We start from the raw sequence: 20,664 nt of genomic DNA, 5'->3' as shown, positions 1-20,664 counted from the left end.
GGGCAACCATGTACGGAGAGTTCACCGTCTACGGGGTTTTCGTGCCGACCCTGCTCGGCCTCATGCTGCTGGCCTATTTGCTGCAGAACGGCATGCGGCTGGTGTTGCAGCGCTTTGGCGTCTACCGGCTGATCTGGCATCCGCCGCTGTTCAACTTCGCCCTCTACGTGCTGGTGCTCGGTGCGCTGGTCGAACTGTCGCGCAAGGCGGTGCACGCATGAATCCCAGGCTGCGCAAGGTGTTGTCGGTCACCCTGACCGTGCTCGTGGTGGCCGTGGCGCTCGTGGTGCTGCGGCATCTGTGGCGGTACTACATGCGCGATCCGTGGACCCGCGATGCGCACGTCGGCGCGGACGTGGTGCAGGTGGCGCCGGACGTGTCCGGCTTCGTGACCGAGGTGCGCGTGGGCGACAACGCGCCGGTCGAGCGCGGGCAGGTGCTGTTCGTGATCGACCAGGCCCGCTACCGCATCGTGCTGGCGCAGGCGCTGGGGGCGCTGGAACAAAGCCAGGCGCATCTGGCGCAGAGCCGGGCGGCGCTGCTGCAGAGCCTGGCCAGCCAGCGCCAGCTCGAGCGCGAGGTGAGCCGCGACCGGGCGCTCAAGGATCTGGTCGCGACCGAGGAGATCGAGACCCGGCGCGCGAACCTCGACAAGGCCAACGCGGCGGTCGCCGCCGCCCAGGCCAGCATCGGCGCGGACGAGGCGAACATCGCCAGCGCCAAGGCGGCGGTGGCGCTGGCCCGGCTCAACCTGGAGCGCACGGTGGTGCACAGCCCGGTCGCCGGGCGGCTCAACGACCGCACGGTGCGTCTGGGCGATTACGTCTCCGCCGGCAGGCCGGTGCTGGCGGTGCTCGACACGAGCTCGTTCCGCGTCGACGGTTATTTCGAGGAAACCCGCCTGCACGGCATCCGCGAGGGCGACCGCGTCGACATCCACATCATGGGCGAGCCCGGCGTGCTGCGCGGGCACGTGCAGAGCATCGCCGCCGGCATCGAGGACCGTTACCGCAGCACCGGCGCCAGCCTGCTGCCCAACGTCAACCCGGCCTTCGACTGGGTGCGTCTGGCCCAGCGCGTGCCGGTGCGGATCGGCATCGACCAGGTGCCGCGCTCGGTGCGGCTGATCGCCGGACGCACGGCGACGGTGAGCATCGTGCCGGCCGGCGACGGCGCGCCGGCGGCCACGGCGCGGGTCGACCGTCGATGAAGCCCAGCGTCGTGCGTATGCTGGCCGGCGCCCTGGCCGGTCTGCTGGCGGCCTGCACCACGGTCGGGCCGGATTACCACCTGCCCAAGGATTCGGTCTACGCCCGCGTGCAGCAGCGCGCGCCGGCGCTGTCCAATGCCGGCTCGCCGGCGCTGGATGCCAACCAGCCCGCCTTCACCGGGCGCTGGTGGGCGCTGTATGACGATGCGACGCTCGACGGGCTGGTCGAGCAGGCGCTGGCGGCCAACACCGAGCTCAAGGTCGCCGCCGCGCATCTGGCCCAGGCGCAGGCTCGCTACCAGGAGGCGCGCGCCGCGGGCGGCTTGGACGGCGAGGTTTCGGCCACCGCCGGGCGGGCCAAGATCTCGGGCGAGTCGCTGCTGCTGACCGAGCCGCTGCCGCCGTTCAACGTCGCCGACGCCAGCGTCTCGGTCTCCTATCAGCTCGACCTGTTCGGCAAGATCCGCCGCGGCGTGGAGGCGGCCCGCGCCGGCACCGAGGCCGCGCAGGCGGCGGTCGATCTGGCGCGCATCAGCGTTGCGGCCGGTGTGGTCGGCGCCTATCTGGAGATCTGCCACAGCAACCACGAGATCGCGGTGGCCGAGCATTCGGTGGCGCTGCAGCAGGACAGCCGGCGCGTGGCCGCGCGGCTGCAGGCCAGCGGCCGCGGCACCCGCACCGCGGTCGAGCGGGCCGATGCACAGGTGGCGTTGCTCGAAGCCGCGGTGCCGCCCCTGCGGGCACGTCGCCAGGCGGCCGGCTACGAGCTGGCCGCGCTGCTCGGACGCACGCCCGATCAGGTGCCGGCGGTGGCGATGCAGTGTCAGGAGGCGCCGCAGCCGCGGCAGGCGATCCCAATCGGCGATGGCGCCGCGCTGCTGCGCCGGCGGCCGGACGTGCGCGAGGCCGAGCGCAGCCTCGCCGCCGCCACCGCCGCCATCGGCGTGGCGACCGCCGAGCTGTATCCGGACATCCGCCTCGGCGCCTCGGTCGGCGCCAACGGCCTGCTCAAGGATTTCGGCGAACCGGCCACGCAGACGTGGACGCTCGGGCCGCTGCTGTCCTGGTCGATCCCCGGCCGCGGCGCGCACGCCCGGGTGGCGCTGGCGCAGGCCGGGGCGAGCCTCGCCCTGGCCGAGTTCGACCAGACCGTGCTGCGCGCGCTGCGCGAGACGCAGTCCATCCTCGACACCTATGCCGAGGATCTGCGCCGCGCCGCCGCCCTGCGCGAGGCGCGCGACCGTTCCCGCACCGCCGCCGCGGACGTGCGCAGGATGTACCAGGCCGGCCGCGAGCCCTACCTGTCGAGCCTGGACGGCGAGCGCACCCTGGCCAACGCCGAGGCCAACCTGGCCGGGGTGGAGGCGCAGCTCTCGCAGGATCAGGTGCGCCTGTTCCTGGCCCTGGGGGGCGGCTGGCAGCCGGTCGAGGCGGTGGGCCACGGCGCGCCGTGAACACGCTCGTCTCGCTGTTGCGCGATCGCCAGGCCTGGCTGCATTCGGGCAAGTCCTTCCTGGCCGCGATCCTGGCGCTCTACATCGCGCTGCTGGCCGATCTCTCGCGCCCGTACTGGGCGATGGCCACCGCCTACATCGTGCTGCAGCCGGTGCTGGGCGGCACCAACGCGCGCGGGGTCTATCGCATCCTCGGCACCGTGCTCGGTTCCGCGGCGGTGGTGGTGATGGTGCCCGGGCTGCTGCACGTGCCCGAGGTCCTGAGCCTGGCGATGTCGCTGTGGCTCACCGCGTGCATGTTCGTCACCCTGCTGCATCGCGGACCGTCGGCCTACGTGTTCATGCTGGCCGGCTACACGGCCGCCTTCGTCGGCTTTCCCACCATCCTGCAGCCGGACACCATCTTCGACACCGCGCTCGCGCGCAGCGAGGAGATCGTGCTCGGCAGCCTGTGCGCGGTGCTGGTCGGCGCGCTGGTGTTCCCGGTCTCGATCAAGACGCAGGTGGTGCGCCGCGTCGAGGGGCTGATGGACGATGCCCGGGCCTGGTGCGTGCAGGCGCTGCAGCATCAGGGCAGCTCCGCCGCGCTGCGGCGGCGGCTGGCGACGGACCTCTCCCAGCTCGACCTCGTCATCCCGTTCGCGCGCCGCGACGATCCCCGCCACGGCCCGCTGCACGCATGGCTGGCCGAGCTGCGCGCGCGCCTGCTCGGTCTGCTGCCGGTGCTGGCCGGCATCGAGGATCGCCTGGACGACCTGGCCCTGGCCGCCGCCGACCCGCGCCTGCTCGCCCTGCGCGACGACCTGCGTGGCTGGATCGAAGATCCGGCCTGGCCGAGCGCGCAGGCGCTGGCAGGCTTTCGCGCCCGCATCGGCGAGCTGCGCGCGATCGCCGATGCCCGGCCCGATGGCCCGCTGCGCAACGGCCTGCTGCTGCGGCTGGAGGAGCTGGCGACGCTGTGGTACGACGCCCGCCACCTGCAGCGCGCCATCGTCACCGCCGAGCCGCCGCCGCCGCGCGCCTACGGCACCGACCTGCGCCGGCTGATCCGCGCCGGCAACCGCCACGTCGACTGGAGCATGCTCACCTTCTCGGCGCTGGCCACCGGCGCCACGCTGTTTTCCTACTGCCTGCTGTGGATCGCGATCGGCTGGTCCGACGGCGCCTCCGGCGCGATGATGGCGGCGGTGGCCGGCGCGTTCTTCGCCGCCCAGGACGATCCGGCGCCCAGCATCCTGCTGTTCCTGAACGGCATCCTGTTCGCCACCTTCGCCGCCGGCGTGTACCTGTTCGGCATCCTGCCCGCGCTCCACGACTTCGTCCCGCTGGTGCTGGTGATCGCGCCGTTCTTCCTGCTCGCCGGGCTCACCGCCGTGCGCCCCAGGCTGTTCATGCCGGGCATGATCGTGATCACCAACTTCGCCTCGCTGCTGGCGATCCAGAACCGTTACGAGGCGGACTTCACCCGCTACGTCAATGGCGCGGTCTCCTCGGTGCTCGGGCTGGTCTTCGCGCTGGTGGTGACGCGGCTGTTCCGCTCGGTGGGCGCCGACTGGAGCGCGCGGCGACTGGTACGCCAGGGCTGGCGGCTGCTCGCCGCGGCGGCCGAAGGCCACGGCCGGCAGGACCGCGACCGCTTCATGGTGCGCATGCTGGATCTGCTGGGCCTGCTCGCGCCGCGGCTGGCCGCGCTGCCGGCGGACAGCGAGGTCGCCGGCGTGGACATGCTCGACGAGGTGCGCATCGGGCTCAACATCCTGAACCTGCGCCGCGCGCGGGCGGCGTTGCCGCCGGTCAACCAGGCGGCGATCAACCGCCTGCTGGCATTGGTGGCCGCGCATTACCGCGCCCGCATCGAGGCCAACCGGCCGCTGCCGCCGCCGCCCGAGCTCAAGCAGGCGCTGGAAGCCTCGCTGGCGCGGCTGGGTTCGCTGCCGCCCGGACCGGCGCGCGACGAGGCGCTGCTCGGGCTGGTCGGCCTGCGTTACGGGCTCTATCGCGAGCGCCACCCGGTCGCGCCGCCGCTGGCCGATCCGGAAGGCGCCTGAGCGATGCACGCGTCGAGCGTCCAGGCACGGCGAGGGGACCGCAACGGGCCATGACGCTCAACATTTCCCGCCAGGCGACGCTGTTCTCGCTCAAGAACTTTCTGGCCGGCATGCTCGCGCTCTACATCGCGCTGCGCTCGGGACTGGAGAACCCGGCCTGGTCGGTGGTGACCGCCTACATCGTCGCCCAGCCCCATGCCGGCGCTACGGTGTCCAAGGGCGTCTACCGGATGTGCGGCACCTTCGCCGGTGCCTGCGCCTCGGTGTTCATGGTGCCGCCGCTGGTCCAGACCCCGGCGCTGCTGCTGCTGGCGATCGCGGCCTGGCTGGCGCTGTGCGTGTTCCTGCAGCTCGTCGACCGCACCGCGCGCGGCTACATGTTCGTGCTGGCCGGCTACACCAGCTGCATCATCATCTTCCCCATCCTGTCCCACCCGGAAGATGTCTTCGAGTACGCCAGCGCGAGGTTTCTGGAGATCTCGCTCGGCATCGTCTGCAGCACGGTCGTGCATGCGGTGGTGTTTCCGGTCTCGACCACGCGGATCGTGCGCCAGCGCGTGGACCGCGCGCTCGCCGATGCGCAGGCGTTGGCGGTGGCCGCGCTGACGGCCGCCTCCGCCGAACCGGCGCCGGCGCCCGATCGGCAGAAGCTGGCGGCGACCTTCAACGAGCTCTACGACCTGCTGGTGCATCAGCGCTTCGAAGGCCCGCATGCGCGCGAGGAGGCCCGCGCGATCCGCGCCACGCTGACCCAGGTCGAACGGGTGCTGCCGCTGTCGCTGGCGGTGGCCGACCGCAGCGCCGAACTCGTCGCCCTCGGCGGATTGCCCGCGCCGGTGCGCGCCTTCATGGACGAGGCCCGGGACTGGTTCGCCGCCGGCGAGGATCCGGCCGCGCAGCTTGCCGCCATGGAACCCCTGCTCGCGCGCGCCGCCGCCTTGCGCCCGGTGCTCGATGCCCCGCCGGGCTGGCGCGAGGCGCTGCTTTGCAACCTGCTCGAGCGGATCGCCGAGCTGATCCGCCTCAAGGGCGCCATCCTGCGCTATCGCCAGGCCGCCGCCAGCGGTTTCAGCCGCGGCTTCGTGTCCGCGGCGGCCGGCGGCAGCGCGTGGCGGCCGATGGAGCGCGACCTGCGCGGTGCCGCCGGTGCCGCGCTGGCGGTGGCGGTCACGCTGCTGGTCGGCAATGCCTTGTGGATCGAGTCGGGCTGGACCCAGGGCTACAGCGCGGCGATGATGGCCGGGGTGTATTTTTCGGTCTATTCGGCCACGCCCAACCCGGCGCAGATGCTCAAGAACAAGTTCGTCGGCGTGTTCCTGCGGTTGCTGCTCGGTGCGCTGTACGTGGTGTTGATCCTGCCCGCGATCAGCGACTTCGGCGCCATGGTGCTGGCCTTCGCCCCGGCGCTCCTGGCCAGCGGATTGATGATGGCGATGCCGCGGTTCAGCGCGATGGGCTTCAATTTCGTCGTCGGCGTGATGAGCCCGAGCATCGTCGACCGCACCTTCCACACCGATTTCGAGCTTTACCTCAATGCCGGCATCGCCACCCTGACCGGCATCTACTTCGCCATGCTGATGGTCAGCGTGACCCGCTTTCTGTGGCTGGACGGGCTGGTGCGCCGCACGCTCGCGGCGGGCCGGCGCGACATCGCCCGCATGCGCTACCTGTCGCCGCGCGAGCAGCTGCGCTGGCGCAGCCGCATGATCCATCGCATCGGCCTGCTGGTGCTGCGCATGGCGGCCGCGCCGGGCCCGCAGCCGGCCGAGGCCCTGCGCGATCTCATGGTCGGCGGCGCACTGCTCGAGCTGCATCAGGCCAGCCGCAAGGCCGATGCCGCCTCGGCGGCCGCGATGCGCGAGCTGATCGGGCAGGTGGCCGCCTATTACCAGACCCTGGAGCGCACGCCCACCGCCGCGCCGCCGCCGGCGCTGCGCCAGGCCATCGACGCCTGCCTGGCCCGGATCGCCGCCACGTTGCCGGTCGACGAACCGGCGCTGCTGGCGCTGACCAGCCTGCGCCGGAACCTGTTTCCGGCCGATCATTCGGTGCCGGCGGCGCTGCCGGCGCCGGGCTGAGGCGCGCATGTCGCCCGCGCGCGAGACCCTGCGCCGTGTGTTCGGCTATCCCGCCTTCCGCGGCGAGCAGGAGGCGATCGTCGAGCATCTGCTCGCCGGCGGCGATGCGCTGGTGCTGATGCCCACCGGCGGCGGCAAGTCCCTTTGCTACCAGATTCCCGCGCTGCTGCGGCCCGGCACCGGCATCGTGGTGTCGCCGCTGATCGCGCTGATGCAGGACCAGGTCGAGGCGCTCGCGGCGGCCGGCGTGGCCGCGGCCTGCCTCAACTCCGCGCTCGGCGCGGATGCGCAGCGCGAGGTCGAGCGGCGCCTGCTGGCCGGCGAGCTCGACCTGCTCTACGTGGCGCCGGAACGGCTGCTCACCGCGCGCTTCCTGCAGCTGCTGGCAAGCATCGAGGTGGCGCTGTTCGCCATCGACGAGGCGCATTGCGTGTCGCAATGGGGACACGACTTCCGCCCCGAGTACCGCGCGCTGACCGTGCTGCACGAGCGTTTCGCGCAGGTGCCGCGCATCGCGCTCACCGCCACCGCCGACGCGCGCACCCGCGAGGAAATCGCCGAGTACCTTGCGCTCGAGCGGGCGCGGTGTTTCCTCGCCAGCTTCGACCGGCCCAACCTCCGCTACCGCGTGGCGCTCAAGCACGACCCACGCGCGCAGCTCATGCGTTTTCTCGACGACCATCGCGGCGAGGCCGGCATCGTCTACGCCATGAGCCGCCGGAAAGTGGACGAGACCGCCGCCTGGCTCGCCGCCGCCGGCATCGAGGCGCTGCCCTACCACGCCGGGCTCGACGCGGCCACGCGCGCGGCCAACCAGCAGCGTTTCCTGCGCGAGGACGGCGTGGTGATGGTGGCCACGGTCGCTTTCGGCATGGGCATCGACAAGCCCGACGTGCGCTTCGTCGCGCACCTGGATCTGCCGCGCTCGATGGAGGGCTACTACCAGGAGACCGGCCGCGCCGGCCGCGACGGGCTGCCGGCCGAGGCGTGGATGATCTACGGCCTCGCCGACGTGGTGACGATGAGCCAGATGATCGCCCAGTCCGCATCGGCCGACGCGCGCAAGCGCGTCGAACGGCAGAAGCTGGAAGCGCTCCTGGCCTACGCCGAGACCACGCGCTGCCGGCGCGAACTGCTGCTCGGCGCCTTCGGCGAGTACTACCGCGGCCCGTGCGGTCGCTGCGACAACTGCCTCGATCCGCCGGGCACCTGGGATGCCACCGTGCCGGCGCGCAAGGCGCTGTCGGCGGTCTACCGCAGCGGCCAGCGCTTCGGTGCCGGTCATGTGATCGACATCCTGCGCGGCGCGGACGATGCGCGTCTGCGCACCCTCGGCCACGACCGGCTTTCCGTGTATGGCATCGGCGCCGACCTCGATGAGCGCGGCTGGCGCTCGGTGTTCCGTCAGCTGCTCGCCGCCGGCCTGCTCGAGGCGGATGCCGAGGGCTTCGGCACCCTGCGCCTGACTGCCGCCAGCCGGGCGGTGCTCAAGGGCGAGCAGACGGTGCGCATGCGCAGCGATGCCCGCGCCGTGCCGTCGCGCCGGCACCGTGCGGTCGCCGGCGGACACGCGCAGCTCGGTCTGGCCGCCCACGAGCAGCCGCTATGGGAAGCCTTGCGCGCGCTGCGCCTGCAACTGGCGCGGGAGCAGGGCGTACCGCCGTATGTGATCTTCCACGACGCCACGCTGCTGGCCATGCTGCACGCCCGGCCGCGCGACATGGCCGAACTCGCGCGTATTCCGGGCGTCGGCAGCGCCAAGCTCGAGCGTTACGGCCGGGCCTTCCTGGCCGTCTTTCCCGCCGACTGAAGGGCGAAAGGGCGCCGCCGCCGAGGCTGAACATGGCGGTCAAGTGATCCTGCGTCGCTCCTGGCGCGGTGGACTTCATCCATGGAGCGGGCGCGCTATAGTGAGGCCCGCGACCGCAAGGCCGCGGGTCGACATCCTGGCTTTTTTCGAGGGGGCGGAAGATGCGCAGGGACGGAAAGGGGGCATCCTGGTTGCAGCAGGCGGCAGTGGCGGTGGCCTATGCCATCGGCTTTTGCGTGTTGCGCGAATGGTCGTTTTCACACTGGTTGCTCTTCGTCGGCCTGCGCCTGGGCGCATTGCTGCTGGTGCCCTATCGCTACTGGCCTGCCCTGGTGGTCGGCGAACTGCTGCCGCTCGCCCAGCTCAGCCTGGATTGCCTGCCCGATTTCGGCTGGCTGTGGTCGCTGCTCGTACTGATCCCGCCGATCGCCCTTGCCATGCCGGTGGCCTACCTGTGCCGCGAACGCCTGCGCTTGTTCACGAAGGGCGGCGAGGTCGACATGGGCGTGCTGCTGCTGTGCACCTTGCTGGTGTCGGTGGTGTGGACTTTGAGCAATACGGCGGTGCTGCTGGCTGCCCGGCTGCCATCCGATTATCCAGCCTTGCACTACCCGTTGCTGATCGGCCGCTGGTTTCTCGGCAACTATCTGGGTGCGCTCACCGTAGTCCCGCTGGTGCTCATCGCCTACCAGGAATGTCCGCGCAGCCCATGGCGCGCATGGGTTTCGCGCCTGTCCCGCAGTCCGCTGTTCCGGGCCGCGATCGGCCTGTTGTTGCCGAGTCTGCTCGCGCTGGTCTGGCTTGCCCGCGTGGCGCCGCCGGAACTCGAGCAGCTCGCGCGCATGGCCATGTTCTTCCCGGTGGTCTGGCTGGCCTTGCGCCACGGTTGGCGCGGGGCCGCCGTGGGCGGTACCGCGGCCAGCATCGCAGTGGTGTTGACCATGCCCGCGCGCTATGACTATGGCACGCTGGTGGCGCAGGTGTTCATCGCCTTCACCATCAGCACGATGCTGTTGTTCGGCGCCCGGATGGGGGCCTTGCTGCGCCGCGAACGCCAGGGTCACGACCAGGCCCGCGCGACCCTGGCGCTGGCGCAGCGCAACGTGCTGATCGGCGAGATGCAGTTGCAGCAGGCCTCGCTGGCGCTCGAACAGGCCCGTGAATCGGTGCAGACCACCTACGGACAGTTGATCGGTCGCTTGCGCCATCTGCTTCCGGACACCGACGAGCGCGGCTATCACCGCCAGGCGGTCGCAGCCCAGGAGCACATGTACTTCCTGGCCGACAGCCTGTATCCGCAGGTCTGGCGTGAACGCGGCCTCGTCGGCGCGCTGCGCGAAGGCGTCCTGGCGCGCCTGCTCGGGCAGGCCGGCATCGCCTATTGGTGCGATTTCAGCGGCCAATCGCTCGGACGTCTCTCACCGGCAGTCCATCTCACCGTGTACCGGTTGAGCAACGAAGCGGTGACCTTCCTCTGTTCGCGCCGGGAAGTGAGCGAAGTCCATGTGCGTGTGCGCAGCGGTACGCGCCAAGGCCGCCGGTGGGTCATGCTGTGTATCCATGGACGAGGCCATGACGCGCGTCTCAAGCGCGTGCGCTGGGAAGCGCTGCTGCCGCGGCTGACCCGGCTGACCAGCGGACTGGGCCTGGATGCGTTGCATGATCGCGCTCGGGTCTTCGAGGGTGGGCTGGACATGCGTCGTACCGGTACGGCCAGCCGCATTCGTATCGTGCTGCTCGATCCCCGCCAGGCGGCCGGCGACGATGCCATGTCGATGGACGCCTGGCGGTAAAAGCCGCTTCGCTGTCAGTGCGAGCTGCATTCGATCGGGTCGCACTTCTTTTTGGTTGCGATGACACTGACGGCATGGGTGCCGGCCGCGGTGCGCTCGAAGCGTTCGGCCTTGGCTGCGGTCGTTTGCGCGACGCCTGTGGCATGGGCGCCCAGGGCGAGGGTCAGGGCGAGGACGGCGACGGCGGACTTGAGGGCGTGCTTGTGCATGGCGTTACTCCTGTCGAATGGACTTTCGAAAGATGGGTTCGCTAACGGCGTCAGTGCGAGCTGCATTCGATCGGGTCGCACTTCTTTTTGGTTGCGATGACACTGACGTACTTGACGGTCTGGATGGCGGCCTGGCCACTCGTGTTGGCGACGGCGGCGCCGGGCATCGTGGAGAACGCGAAGGCCGCGACGGCGACGAGCAGAGCGGCGGAACGGCGGATCTGTTTGGACATGGCTTTTCCCCTTTGAGGCTTGACATTTGCTCGAAATGAGCGACCGGGAATGTAACACCGCCCCCTGACAGCCGTCGGCGTGGCCACCGCGGCGCCGGTCGAGGTCGGCTGGGCTAAGCTTCGCTGCCCCTTCTCCCTGAAAGGATCGACCGATGCAGGCACAGCCCTTGTTCACTCCCATCGAGCTCGGTGGCATCGAGCTCAAGAACCGCATCGTGATGGCGCCGATGACCCGCTCACGCGCCATCGGCAACGTGCCCAACGAGCTGATGGCCAGGTATTACGGGCTGCGCGCGGCGGCCGGCCTGATCGTTGCCGAGGGCACTTCGCCTTCTCCCAACGGTCTGGGCTATCCCCGCATTCCGGGGATCTTCTCGCCCGCCCAGGTCGCCGGCTGGCGTCAGGTCACCCAGGCGGTGCATGCCGGCGCGGGCCGCATCTTCGTCCAGCTCATGCACACCGGACGCGTCGGCCATCCGGCCAACCTGCCGCCCGGGGCCAGGCTGCTCGCGCCCTCCGCGATCGCGGCGCCCGGCGAGATCTGGACCGACACCCAGGGCATGCAGCCCTATCCCACGCCCAGCGCGATGAGCGAGGCGGACATCGCCGCCGCCATCGAGGAGTTCGCGCAAGGCTGCCGCAACGCCATCGAAGCCGGGTTCGACGGCGTCGAACTGCATGGCGCCAATGGCTACCTCATCGATCAGTTCCTGAACACCGCATCCAACCAGCGCGACGACCGCTGGGGCGGCAGTATCGAGAACCGCATCCGGTTCGCCGTCGAGGTGGCCCGCGCCGCGGCGGCGGCGATCGGCGCCCACCGCGTAGGCATGCGTATCTCGCCCTATGGCGTGTTCAACGGCATGCAGCCGGATGCCGACACCGACGCGCTCTACGTGCGACTGGCCCAGGAACTCAGCGACATCAGCCTGGTTTACCTGCACATCGTCGATCACAGCTCGATGGGCGCGCCGGAAGTGCCGATGACGATCAAGACCCGGCTGCGCGAGGTCTTCAAGCATCGCTACATCCTCTCCGGCGGTTACGACGCCGCGCGTGCCAATGCCGACCTGGCCACCGGTCGCTGCGACCTCGTCGCCTTCGGCCGCCCGTTCATCGCCAACCCGGACCTCGTCGAGCGCCTGCGCACCGGCGCGCCGCTCAAGACCCCCGACGAGCGCACCTTCTATACCCCCGGTCCCGAGGGTTATACCGAGCTTTGAAGATCACGCCGTTGGCGGTGAGCTCGTTGCTTGCGCGCTGCCACGGCGCATGCGGATCGCAAAACCCGCTGGCCGGTCATGGCGTATGAGCCAGCTCCGGTTCCAGCGGGGCCGCTGCCGACTGACGGGGCCGCGCAGCGGCAGGTGGTTACGGCGTGCCTGAAACCTTCTTCGAACAATTCAGAATGCGTGCCCGCACGCACAAAGACGATGGCGTTTCCATCCAAGCGGTAGATCAGAAGAAAGTCGCCACCGATGTGGCATTCACGGTGGTCTACCCAATCGCCCTCGAGCGGGTGGTCCAGCCATTCGGGGCTCAGCGGCGCGTCGTTGCCAATGAGCAGCAGCATTGCGCACCTTCAGGCGCTTCAGGTCCTATCGGCCTGAGCGCGAGAGGCGTTCCCAATCTTTGAGGAAAGTCTTGGTGTGGTCGCCCGCCTTGGGCGGCGCAGCCCGCCTATTGCTGGCGGGCTTTTTCGAGGTCATCGATCAGGGCATCGGCGGAGTCATAACGGGCGGTGCGCGCCTTGGCCATGGCGCGGGCTTCTTCCATCGCCGCGCGGGTCTGGGCGTTGGGCACCTTCAACTCCAACGGGAAGGCCTGTTCGTTCACCACGCGCTTGAGCAGGATGCGCACAGCGTCGGACACGGTCAGCCCCATGGCCGATGATGGCCGTTCCGGCAAGGCCGCCCACAGCACAGGTGGCGGGAAACCCGGCACCACGTGGTTGATTTCAGGCAAGAAAAAGGGCCCGAGACTATGCGGGCCCTTGGATGGTGGTGCAGTCAACCACCGATTTCGAACTCATTTTCCAAACCCCTGCGCAATCCTTCGGGCCAGTGCGGAAAGTTTCGGGCGTTTGTCCGTTTCACGCCGCCCCCGCAGGAGCACGCTGTAGCCCCGCTGCTCACGGTCTCACTGGATTTCAGCGTCATCGTTCGGCCAATGCCTCGACAGATCCATACTGTCGTGAAGCAGGCGGAGCACCTCGATGACTCGCCCCGGGGCAACCCGGAACACGACGAAGTGACGGCCCTTTCTGCCCTGCCGCGCCACATGCAGGGTGCGAATGCCGGGCGCGATGTCGTCCCTCGCTTTGGCCCCCAGGATGTCGGGCCCCTCGTGCAAGGCCTCGATGGCTTGTGTCACGGTGTCGACGTAGTACCCAGCCTGCCGGGAACCGAAGCGCTCCGCCGTCCACGCCGCGATGTCGAGCAGATCGGCCTCGGCACTGGCGGCCAGGCGAACGCGCCACGGCTCGCTCATGCTTGGGCGAGCGTTTGGGCTGTCACGGCCTTCAGGTGAGCGCGCAAGGATTCCTTGGTATCGAACGTCTTGTAGCGTCCCGCTTCGATATCGGCGATGCCCGCCTTGGCGGCGGCGCGCAGCGCTTCGAGGCGGCTGGCGTCCTCGGCCTCGCGTTGTTCGACAAGACGCAAGCCCTCGCGCAGCACTTCGCTGGCGTTCTGGTAGCGGCCGCTGGCGACCAAATGCTCTACCAGCGCGGCCTGGTGATCGGTGAGGACAACATTGCGCGTCGGCATGACGATCTCCTTGCAGGAAAGATTGGCATAGTATGCCAACCCTACACCCGGAGTGCAATCCCGATGGGTCACTCCACTGGGGGCTCCGCTGGGGGTAACCCGCATGCACGGCCCCCCGTCGCAGCCTCGCCAATGCAACATTTTTGATACATCCCCGCGACAATATGCCATCTTGCTATTGACAGCCCCCCCATTACAATTAGTCGCCCCTGAAATATTCATAACCTCATGATTTTTCGTGTGTTATTGTCTGTTTGCGAGTACAATTTCCCCCAGATTTGATGGTCTGATGCGCCGTTTTCTGGGAGTTTTTCGATGTTTGCCTGCCCCGCCACCGAGGACTTCTTCCGCGCCCGGCTCGATCAGATGATCGACCTGCGCCATCCGCTGGCGGTGCTGACCTCGCGCATGCCGTGGCAGGAGTTGGAAGCAAGGCTGTCGCACCTGTTCATGCGCAAAGCGCGCGCAGGTGTCGCGATGCCCGATCTGGACCTCTTTGGCGAATCTCCGGTGCGCGCAGCTCGGGCGTCCAACGCAGGCCGACCCCGCGTGCCGCTGCGCGTGATGATCGCGCTGCTGTATCTGAAGCACGCCTTCAACGAGTCGGACGAAGGGGTGGTCGAGCGCTGGGGCGAAACCCCCACATGGCAGTTCTTCTCGGGGCGGGCGTACTTTGAACATCGCCGGCCGTGCGACGCCACGACGCTGGTGAAGTTTCGCCGGCTGCTGGGCGAGGAGGGGGTGGAAGAACTCCTGGCGCAGACGATCAACGTGGCGGTGGGAACCGGACTCATCAAGCCGCAGGAACTCAAGCGCGTGGTGGTGGACACCACCGTACAACCCAAGGCGGTGGCGCACCCGACCGACAGCCGCTTGCTCGAGACCGCGCGCACCAAGCTGGTGCAAGCAGCCAAGCAAGCCGGCATCGCCTTGAAGCAGACCTTTGCCAAGGAAGGCAAAGACCTCAGCCGCAAGGCAGGACGCTATGCGCACGCGCGGCAGTTCGCACGCATGCGCCGGGTCATCAAGCGTCAGCGCACCATCGTGGCCAGACTGCAGCGCGAGATCGAGCGCAAGGCTGCCCGCCTGGGGCAGGCCATACGCGAAGCGCTCGGTGAGACCTTGAACAAGGCTGTGCGCATCGTGGCGCAAACCGCCAACCGCAAGGCCACCGAAGAGGGACGCAAGCTCTACGCCTGGCACGCGCCGGAGGTGGAGTGCATCAACAAGGGCAAGGCCCGCTGCCCTTACGAGTTCGGCGTCAAGGTCGGCATTGTCAGCACCTTGAAGCACAGCCTGATCTTGGGCGCACGGGCCTTCCACGGCAACCCCTACGACGGCCACACGCTGCAAGCCCAGATTGAGCAGGCCACCATCCTGATGCAGGACACTGGCATCAAGCCCAGCACAGCGTTTGCCGATCTGGGCTACCGCGGGGTGGAAGCCGACATTGCGGATGTGCGCCTGGCGCACCGCGGCAAGATCAAGCGCCTGACGCACGAGGAGCGCAAGCTGCTCAAGCGCCGCCAGGCCATCGAGCCGGTCATCGGGCACTTGAAGCAGGATCACCGCATGGACAGGTGCCATCTCAAGGGCGAGCAGGGTGACCGGCTGCACGCGGTGCTGTGCGCGGCGGGCTACAACATCCGCTGGCTGCTGCGCATGATCACGAAGAAGGGCGTGCCCTTCTTGAGGCGAGCTTTTTTGCGCCTCATTGCGGCCGTGCGCCTCATCGGCCGGTGGCTCGCCCAGCGGCGGCCAACCGAGACCAGTGGCGCCAACCCTGCCCAGCTGCGGCTAAGGGCGGCGTGAAAATGAATTTTTCAGGGGCGACTAAGTACGGGTTGGGCAAGGCGAAGTTTCCAGCCCTCCCAGTGCTGCCGGTGATAGCGGGCTGTGCAGAATGCTTCGGGCTCGGGCTCGTCGGGCACGATCGTCGCATCAGCGAAGCCATCCATAATGGATGCCTCGACCCAACGCTCCATGAGCCTGTCAGCTGCCGCTGGAGCGATGGCGATATCGGCGTGGAAGCGGTCGTAAGAATTGACCATGACGCGGGCCGCGCGCGCGAGCGAAGGCACATCCTCAGGCCGGGCCAATCGCGTGGCGTACCGCTGGGCCGGTGGACCCGAAAGGGCGCGATGGTAGTGACAGCGCGTCTCGATGAGCTCGAACCCGTTGGCCGAGATTGCACGGATCAATGGGAGATCGGCAGGCGAGACCGCAGCAAACACGTAGTCGATCCGCTGCTGCTTGAACAGGTCTGCGACTGCCGTCAACGCCTGCGCCATCTCCCGACCGTCATCGCGTGTGGCAGCCGTGCGTCCCGGCCGCACCACCGCATTCAGCCTAGCCATTCCGAGGCCGAAGAACTCGGAATCCCAGGGGAGCCTCTCCGCCAGGACCCACACCTCGCTATGGTCCACGTGCACAACGAAGCGCAGGTCATCCGCTGCCGTGAGCGGCCGCAGCCACTGGCCGATGAGTACGTCGCGGTCGTAGTCGGCGTCAAGCCCTCGAATGAATGAGTGTGGCCCTGCTATGCCTGCGTTGCTCAAGACATCATGCAGCTGCTCTGTACTGTAGGCCTCGGTCAGGCGGCGGATGCGCGTGTTCACATTCATCGAATGTTCCCCGCAGCCGCAAGTTCCAGAAACTCCCCATAGTCCCTAATGTACTCGGCGGGGTCGTAGTACTCGGATGCAAATACCAGCAGAACTGCGTCGGGCGAGTACTTGTACTGGATCCCCCACGTCAGCGGTGGAAGATGGAGACCAACGCTGGGATCGTCTAGCACAAACTCCTCACGCATAGAACCGTCATCTGCCACGACCGAAAGACTGCCGTGCGCACAGACGAGGAACTGGTGACACGTCCGATGCGCATGTTCCCCGCGCACTTCCGCATTGGGAACACCAAATACCATGAAGTAGCGGCGCGCCTCGAAAGGCAGGGTGCGTCCGAATTCGCCGACGGTGAGATTGCCGCGGAGATCGAGCACCTTCGGTAATTTGTGCAGCGTGACACCGCGCACGCGGCTAGGCGTGGCCCCGGGGTTCTCCGGGGCACGCGATGCGGCAATCTGGGTGGCCGCAGCTGCGACATCGGTGTACCCGACGATCTGTGCAGGGTTCCCGGCGACGACCGCATGGGGCGGAACGTCGCGCGTCACGACGGCCCCGGGCCGGACGATGCGGTCACTCTCGCTCATTTCCAGTAAAATGCTGATTTGTTCAGCGTGTCCTTAAATCCGTATACCCCATGGGAGGAGGAGGCCGATGTACGATTACATCATTGTCGGCGCGGGTTCGGCGGGCTGTGTGCTGGCGAACCGGCTCAGCGCGGATCCGAGCGTGCGGGTGTGTCTGATCGAGGCGGGGCCCAAGGACAAGTCCCCGCTCATCCACACGCCGATCGGCATCCTGTCGCTGATGTGGAGCCGCAAGCTGAACTGGCGCTACTACACCGAGCCACAGCCCCATCTCGACAATCGCCGCCTCTATTGGCCGCGCGGCAAGACCCTGGGCGGCTCGAGCTCCACCAACGCGATGATCTACACCCGCGGTCACCGCTGGGACTACGACCACTGGGCCGAGCTGGGCAACCGGGGGTGGAGCTACGAGGAGCTGCTGCCCTACTTCCGCAAGGCCGAGAACCGCGAGGCCGGGGGCGACGAATACCACGGCACCGGCGGGCCGCTCAACGTCGCCCGCTTGCGCAAGCCCAACGAGCTCTCCAAGGCCTTCGTCGAGGCGGGGGTGCAGGCCGGCTATCCCCGCAACGACGACTTCAACGGTCCCGAGCAGGAGGGGGTGGGCCTCTACGAGGTCACCCAGAAGAACGGCCGGCGCTGGAGCGCGGCGCAGGCCTACCTGCGCGAGGCCGAGAGCCGTCCCAATCTGGATATCGTCACCGACGCGCTGGTCACGCGGATCCTGCTCGAGGGCAGGCGCGCGGTGGGGGTCGAGCTCCGGCGTCGCGGGGTCCGGCAGACCCTGCGCGCCGCCGCCGAGGTGATCGTCTCGGGGGGCGCCATCAACTCGCCGCAGCTCCTGATGCTCTCCGGCATCGGGCCGGCCGAGGAGCTGCGGCGGCACGGCATCGAGGTCCGGCATTCGCTGCCGGGGGTCGGCCGCAACCTCCAGGATCACCTCGATGTCATGATCGTGCACAAGTGCCGCAAGGCGGTCTCGTACGGGTTCGCCCTGGATTCCCTGTACAAGGGGGTCTTCGCGCTGTTCGAGTACCTGCGCAAGCGCCAGGGCATGTTCGCCACCAACGGCGCCGAGGCCGGCGGTTTCGTGCGCAGCGGCGACGACCAGGCCATACCCGATCTGCAGTTCCACCTCACGGCGATGCGCCTCGACAACCACGGCCTGAACCTGCCCTTCCTCTTCGGCCACGGCTATTCGCTGCACATCTGCGAGCTCCGCCCGAAGAGCCGGGGCTACATCTCGCTCAATAGCGCCGACCCGGCCGAGCCGGCGCACATCCAGCCCAACTACCTCGAGGCGCCGGAGGACATGGAGAAGATGGTGCGCGCGGTCAAGGTCGGGCGGGCGGTGCTCGCTCAGCCGGCCTTCGATCCCTACCGCGGGGCGGAGATCTTCCCCGGCGAACGGGTCCGGAGCGACGACGAGATCCGGGATTTCGTGCGCCGGAAGGCGAACACCATTTACCACCCCGTGGGGACGTGCAAGATGGGACAGGACGACTCGGCCGTGGTCGACGAGCGCCTGCGGGTGCGCGGAATGGAGGGTTTGCGCGTCATCGACGCCTCCATCATGCCCACGCTCGTCGGCGGCAACACCAACGCGCCCACCATCGCGATCGCCGAGAAGGGCGCGGAGATGATTCTCGAGGACCGCAAGCGCGGCCGGGAGCCGAGCGCGACCGTGGCGGTCGCGGCGGCCCAGTGAGGGAACCTGTGGATTGGCGGGAGGAACGACGATGAGCGTGACGGCGCTGAACGCCCAGCGGACGCGGTCCGAGATGGACCGCATGCAGGAGGTCTTCCAGAGCCAGCGGCGAGCCTTCGACCGCGATCCCATGCCGTCGGCCGAGGTTCGTCGCGAGAACCTTCGTCGGCTCAAGGCGGCGATCCTGCGCTATCAGGGGCGCCTGGCCGATGCCGTCAACGAAGACTTCGGCTGCCGTTCGCGCGACGAGACCATGCTCGCGGACATCATGCCGACGGTCAGCCAGATCAACTACCAGCTCAAGAACGTCCGGCGGTGGATGAAGCCCGAGCGGCGCCATGTCGGGGCCGCTTTCCAGCCGGCCAAGGCTTTCGTCCAGTACCAGCCCTTGGGGGTGGTGGGCATCATCGCGCCCTGGAACTACCCGATCCAGCTGGTGCTGGAGCCGCTCGCGACCGCGCTGGCCGCGGGCAACCGGGCGATGATCAAGGTGTCCGAGTTCACCCCGGCCACCAACAAGACCCTCGAGGCCATGCTGGGCGAGGTCTTCCCCGAGGATCACGTCGCCATGGTGCATGGCGAGGCGGAGGTGGCGCAGGCCTTCACGCGCCTGCCCTTCGATCACCTGCTCTTCACCGGCTCGACGGCGGTGGGGCGGCAGGTGATGCGCGCCGCCGCCGAGCACCTCACCCCCGTCACCCTCGAGCTCGGCGGCAAGTCGCCGGCGATCGTCTCGGACACGGTCCCGCTCGATCACGCGGCCGAGCGCATCGCCTTCGGCAAGGCGCTCAACGCCGGGCAGACCTGCATCGCCCCGGACTACGTGCTCTGTCCCGCGGACCGGGTGGACGGGTTCGTCGAGGCCTTCCAGCGCCGGGTCTCGCGCATGTACCCAACGCTGCGCGACAACCCGGACTTCACCGCCATCGTCAACGACCGGCAGTACGAGCGTCTGACGAGGTATCTGCGCGACGCGCGCGAGAAGGGGGCGCGTATCGTCGAGATCAACCCCGCCTCCGAGAAACTGGAGGACGTGCGCAAGCTGCCGCTCACGCTGCTGCTCGACACCACGGAAGACATGCTGGTGCGACAGGAGGAGATCTTCGGGCCGCTGCTGCCCGTGGTGCCCTACGACAGTCTCGACGAGGCGCTCGAGTACGTGCGGCGCAATCCGCGCCCCTTGGCCCTGTACTACTTCGATTACGACAAGCAGCGGCAACGGCGGGTGCTCGAGCAGACGCACGCGGGCGGTGTCTCCATCAACGATACGCTCTCGCACATTGCCCAGGACGACCTGCCCTTCGGCGGCATCGGCCCGTCGGGTATCGGTCGCTATCACGGCAAGGAGGGTTTCCTGACCTTCTCGCACGCCAAGAGCGTGTACGTGAAGCCGCGCTTCAACGGCGCGCGCTTCGCTTATCCGCCGTACGGTCTCGTCAACAAGCTGATCTATCGGCTCTTCATCCGCTAGGCCCCGCGGTGTCCGCCCTGAAACCGGGGCGGACGTCCCTGGGGTCGGAACAATCATCTCAGTCCTCCTGCGCCGCGTCGTGGAGCGGGAGGGCCCAGTGCAGCAGCGCCAGGGCGTCGGCCTCGTCGTCGTCCGCCGGGGCGTGGCCCCGCGCACGCACGGCCGCCATCACCGCGTCCTTGCCGGCGCGGCCAGAGCCGGTGGCGTGCTTCTTGATCGTGCCCACCGGCACGCCCTGGTAGGGAATGCCGTGGTGCTCGCACCAGGCCGTGAGCGTGGCGAGGAAGCCGCCGTAGACGTGCGCCGCGTCGGTCGAGACGTGGCGGCGCACTTCCTCGAAGACCAGCGCGTCGATCCCGTCGGCGTGGGCCTTCAGTTCGGTGAGCCAGTGCTTGAAGCGCAGGAAACGCATGCCGCCGCCTTCGAAGCGTCGGGGCTTGAAGGCTTCGGTGCCGCTGGTGATTCGGCCCGTGCGGTCGCGCAGCGCCCAGCCGGTGGTGGTGCCCAGGTCGAGGGCAAGCAGGGTGGTGTGCATGGTGTCAGTCCTCGTTCGGTGGGGACTGACGCATCCGACGCACGATATCGATTACTCCCGTGAGGCGCGCGCACGCGCACGCGCGTAGAGACTTACGATGTACAGCGTCAGATGCGTCAGTCCGGCAGGGGGTCAT

General features: G+C 68.6%; 20 protein-coding genes. 11 read left to right on the top strand and 9 right to left on the bottom strand.

Going from position 1 to position 20,664, the window contains the following annotated elements; translation table 11 throughout:
* Window positions 1–8 precede the first annotated feature (8 nt).
* The 7 genes from ALSL_RS12585 (at window position 9) to ALSL_RS12555 (ending at window position 10,393) form a co-directional block, all read left to right on the top strand.
* Entirely contained in the window at window positions 9–221 is a 213-nt protein-coding gene (locus tag ALSL_RS12585) for a DUF1656 domain-containing protein (RefSeq protein WP_126539568.1), read from the top strand.
* Window positions 218–1,210 (top strand): HlyD family secretion protein, encoded by a 993-nt coding sequence (locus ALSL_RS12580; protein ID WP_126539566.1) that lies wholly within the window; start codon window positions 218–220, stop codon window positions 1,208–1,210. The genes ALSL_RS12585 and ALSL_RS12580 overlap by 4 nt, the downstream gene beginning before the upstream one ends.
* Complete coding sequence (locus ALSL_RS12575) at window positions 1,207–2,664, top strand: efflux transporter outer membrane subunit (RefSeq protein ID WP_126539564.1); 1,458 nt, start codon at window positions 1,207–1,209, stop codon at window positions 2,662–2,664. Before ALSL_RS12580 ends, ALSL_RS12575 begins: the two co-directional genes overlap by 4 nt.
* Window positions 2,661–4,712 (top strand): FUSC family protein, encoded by a 2,052-nt coding sequence (locus ALSL_RS12570; protein WP_126539562.1) that lies wholly within the window; start codon window positions 2,661–2,663, stop codon window positions 4,710–4,712. Before ALSL_RS12575 ends, ALSL_RS12570 begins: the two co-directional genes overlap by 4 nt.
* A 50-nt stretch (window positions 4,713–4,762) precedes the next feature.
* Window positions 4,763–6,790, top strand: coding sequence for an FUSC family protein (locus ALSL_RS12565; RefSeq protein WP_126539560.1), 2,028 nt, complete (start codon window positions 4,763–4,765; stop codon window positions 6,788–6,790).
* Window positions 6,791–6,797: 7 nt separating this feature from the next.
* Window positions 6,798–8,600 carry a DNA helicase RecQ gene (recQ, locus tag ALSL_RS12560; protein WP_126539558.1) on the top strand — a complete coding sequence of 601 codons (1,803 nt, stop codon included), beginning with the start codon at window positions 6,798–6,800 and terminating at the stop codon, window positions 8,598–8,600.
* A 161-nt stretch (window positions 8,601–8,761) separates the two neighbouring features.
* On the top strand, window positions 8,762–10,393 hold the full coding sequence (locus ALSL_RS12555) for an MASE1 domain-containing protein (protein WP_126539556.1): 1,632 nt from the start codon (window positions 8,762–8,764) through the stop codon (window positions 10,391–10,393).
* Between the two features lie 14 nt (window positions 10,394–10,407).
* Here ALSL_RS12555 and ALSL_RS12550 read toward each other — a convergent pair whose 3' ends face one another.
* Window positions 10,408–10,602: a hypothetical protein gene (locus ALSL_RS12550; RefSeq protein ID WP_126539554.1), complete on the bottom strand. Its 195-nt coding sequence runs from the start codon at window positions 10,600–10,602 to the stop codon at window positions 10,408–10,410.
* 50 nt (window positions 10,603–10,652) lie between these two features.
* Window positions 10,653–10,835: a hypothetical protein gene (locus ALSL_RS12545; protein WP_126539552.1), complete on the bottom strand. Its 183-nt coding sequence runs from the start codon at window positions 10,833–10,835 to the stop codon at window positions 10,653–10,655.
* Between the two features lie 152 nt (window positions 10,836–10,987).
* Between ALSL_RS12545 and ALSL_RS12540 the strand changes: the two genes are divergently transcribed.
* The gene (locus ALSL_RS12540; protein WP_126539550.1) at window positions 10,988–12,058 is read left to right on the top strand and encodes an alkene reductase; all 1,071 of its coding nucleotides are present in this window, start codon (window positions 10,988–10,990) and stop codon (window positions 12,056–12,058) included.
* On the opposite strand, the gene ALSL_RS13885 is transcribed toward ALSL_RS12540, so the two are convergent.
* The 4 genes from ALSL_RS13885 to ALSL_RS12520 all read right to left on the bottom strand — a co-directional run bounded on the left by ALSL_RS13885 (window position 12,043) and on the right by ALSL_RS12520 (window position 13,603).
* Window positions 12,043–12,408, bottom strand: coding sequence for a type II toxin-antitoxin system mRNA interferase toxin, RelE/StbE family (locus ALSL_RS13885; protein WP_198410658.1), 366 nt, complete (start codon window positions 12,406–12,408; stop codon window positions 12,043–12,045). The genes ALSL_RS12540 and ALSL_RS13885 overlap by 16 nt on opposite strands.
* A gap of 107 nt (window positions 12,409–12,515) precedes the next feature.
* Window positions 12,516–12,800 (bottom strand): type II toxin-antitoxin system RelB/DinJ family antitoxin, encoded by a 285-nt coding sequence (locus ALSL_RS12530; RefSeq protein ID WP_231700227.1) that lies wholly within the window; start codon window positions 12,798–12,800, stop codon window positions 12,516–12,518.
* A gap of 174 nt (window positions 12,801–12,974) precedes the next feature.
* The gene (locus tag ALSL_RS12525) at window positions 12,975–13,325 is read right to left on the bottom strand and encodes a type II toxin-antitoxin system RelE/ParE family toxin (RefSeq protein WP_062196848.1); all 351 of its coding nucleotides are present in this window, start codon (window positions 13,323–13,325) and stop codon (window positions 12,975–12,977) included.
* Entirely contained in the window at window positions 13,322–13,603 is a 282-nt protein-coding gene (locus ALSL_RS12520) for a type II toxin-antitoxin system ParD family antitoxin (protein ID WP_062196849.1), read from the bottom strand. Before ALSL_RS12520 ends, ALSL_RS12525 begins: the two co-directional genes overlap by 4 nt.
* Before the next feature lie 315 nt (window positions 13,604–13,918).
* On the opposite strand from ALSL_RS12520, the gene ALSL_RS12515 reads away from it, so the two are divergent.
* Complete coding sequence (locus ALSL_RS12515; RefSeq protein WP_231700226.1) at window positions 13,919–15,415, top strand: IS5 family transposase; 1,497 nt, start codon at window positions 13,919–13,921, stop codon at window positions 15,413–15,415.
* An 11-nt stretch (window positions 15,416–15,426) separates the two neighbouring features.
* On the opposite strand, the gene ALSL_RS12510 is transcribed toward ALSL_RS12515, so the two are convergent.
* Together ALSL_RS12510 and ALSL_RS12505 are read right to left on the bottom strand one after the other, a co-directional pair.
* Window positions 15,427–16,227, bottom strand: coding sequence for a hypothetical protein (locus ALSL_RS12510; protein WP_126539546.1), 801 nt, complete (start codon window positions 16,225–16,227; stop codon window positions 15,427–15,429).
* Window positions 16,224–16,814 carry a sugar 3,4-ketoisomerase gene (locus tag ALSL_RS12505; protein WP_126539544.1) on the bottom strand — a complete coding sequence of 197 codons (591 nt, stop codon included), beginning with the start codon at window positions 16,812–16,814 and terminating at the stop codon, window positions 16,224–16,226. The genes ALSL_RS12510 and ALSL_RS12505 overlap by 4 nt, the downstream gene beginning before the upstream one ends.
* Window positions 16,815–16,881: 67 nt before the next feature.
* On the opposite strand from ALSL_RS12505, the gene ALSL_RS12500 reads away from it, so the two are divergent.
* Both ALSL_RS12500 and ALSL_RS12495 read left to right on the top strand, forming a co-directional pair.
* Window positions 16,882–18,522, top strand: a complete 1,641-nt coding sequence (locus ALSL_RS12500) for a GMC family oxidoreductase (RefSeq protein ID WP_126539542.1) — start codon at window positions 16,882–16,884, stop codon at window positions 18,520–18,522.
* Window positions 18,523–18,553: 31 nt separating this feature from the next.
* Window positions 18,554–19,993, top strand: coding sequence for a coniferyl aldehyde dehydrogenase (locus tag ALSL_RS12495; RefSeq protein WP_126539540.1), 1,440 nt, complete (start codon window positions 18,554–18,556; stop codon window positions 19,991–19,993).
* A 58-nt stretch (window positions 19,994–20,051) separates the two neighbouring features.
* On the opposite strand, the gene ALSL_RS12490 is transcribed toward ALSL_RS12495, so the two are convergent.
* On the bottom strand, window positions 20,052–20,528 hold the full coding sequence (locus ALSL_RS12490) for a crossover junction endodeoxyribonuclease RuvC (protein WP_126539538.1): 477 nt from the start codon (window positions 20,526–20,528) through the stop codon (window positions 20,052–20,054).
* Window positions 20,529–20,664: the final 136 nt, after the last annotated feature.

Source organism: Aerosticca soli (assembly GCF_003967035.1).
Taxonomy (GTDB): domain Bacteria; phylum Pseudomonadota; class Gammaproteobacteria; order Xanthomonadales; family Rhodanobacteraceae; genus Aerosticca; species Aerosticca soli.
This window is presented reverse-complemented; position numbering and strand designations above follow the sequence as displayed.